The sequence below is a fragment of the Bacillus cereus group sp. N12 genome (assembly GCF_016483575.1).
Taxonomy (GTDB): domain Bacteria; phylum Bacillota; class Bacilli; order Bacillales; family Bacillaceae_G; genus Bacillus_A; species Bacillus_A toyonensis.
The window spans coordinates 1-268 of the sequence record NZ_JAEHBO010000225.1 but is presented as its reverse complement, the minus strand read 5'-3'; the positions used below and the strand labels follow the sequence as shown (position 1 = coordinate 268).

Here is a 268-nt window from a genome sequence, read left to right as displayed (position 1 = left end):
AGAAGATAATTAAGTAAGTTCTTCACAAGAACAAAATTATTCGAATCAACAAGAGAAAAACGGAAGAGGGTCTCATCAAGCAAATAATGGGAATCAACAAGGGAATAACGGAAGAGGGTCTCAACAAGGAAATAATGGGAATCAGCAAGGGAACAAAGGAAGAGGGTCTCAACAAGGAAATAATGAAAATCAGCAAGGGAAGAACGGATGCGGTTATCAACATGGAAAAAATGCAGATCCGCAAGGGGGTAGCGGTGGCGGTGGTAGG

General features: G+C 41.8%; 1 pseudogene. It reads left to right on the top strand.

Going from position 1 to position 268, the window contains the following annotated elements:
- Positions 1-86: 86 nt before the first annotated feature.
- Positions 87-268 (top strand): annotated as a pseudogene (locus tag JDS92_RS30715) (hypothetical protein); the annotation flags it as partial.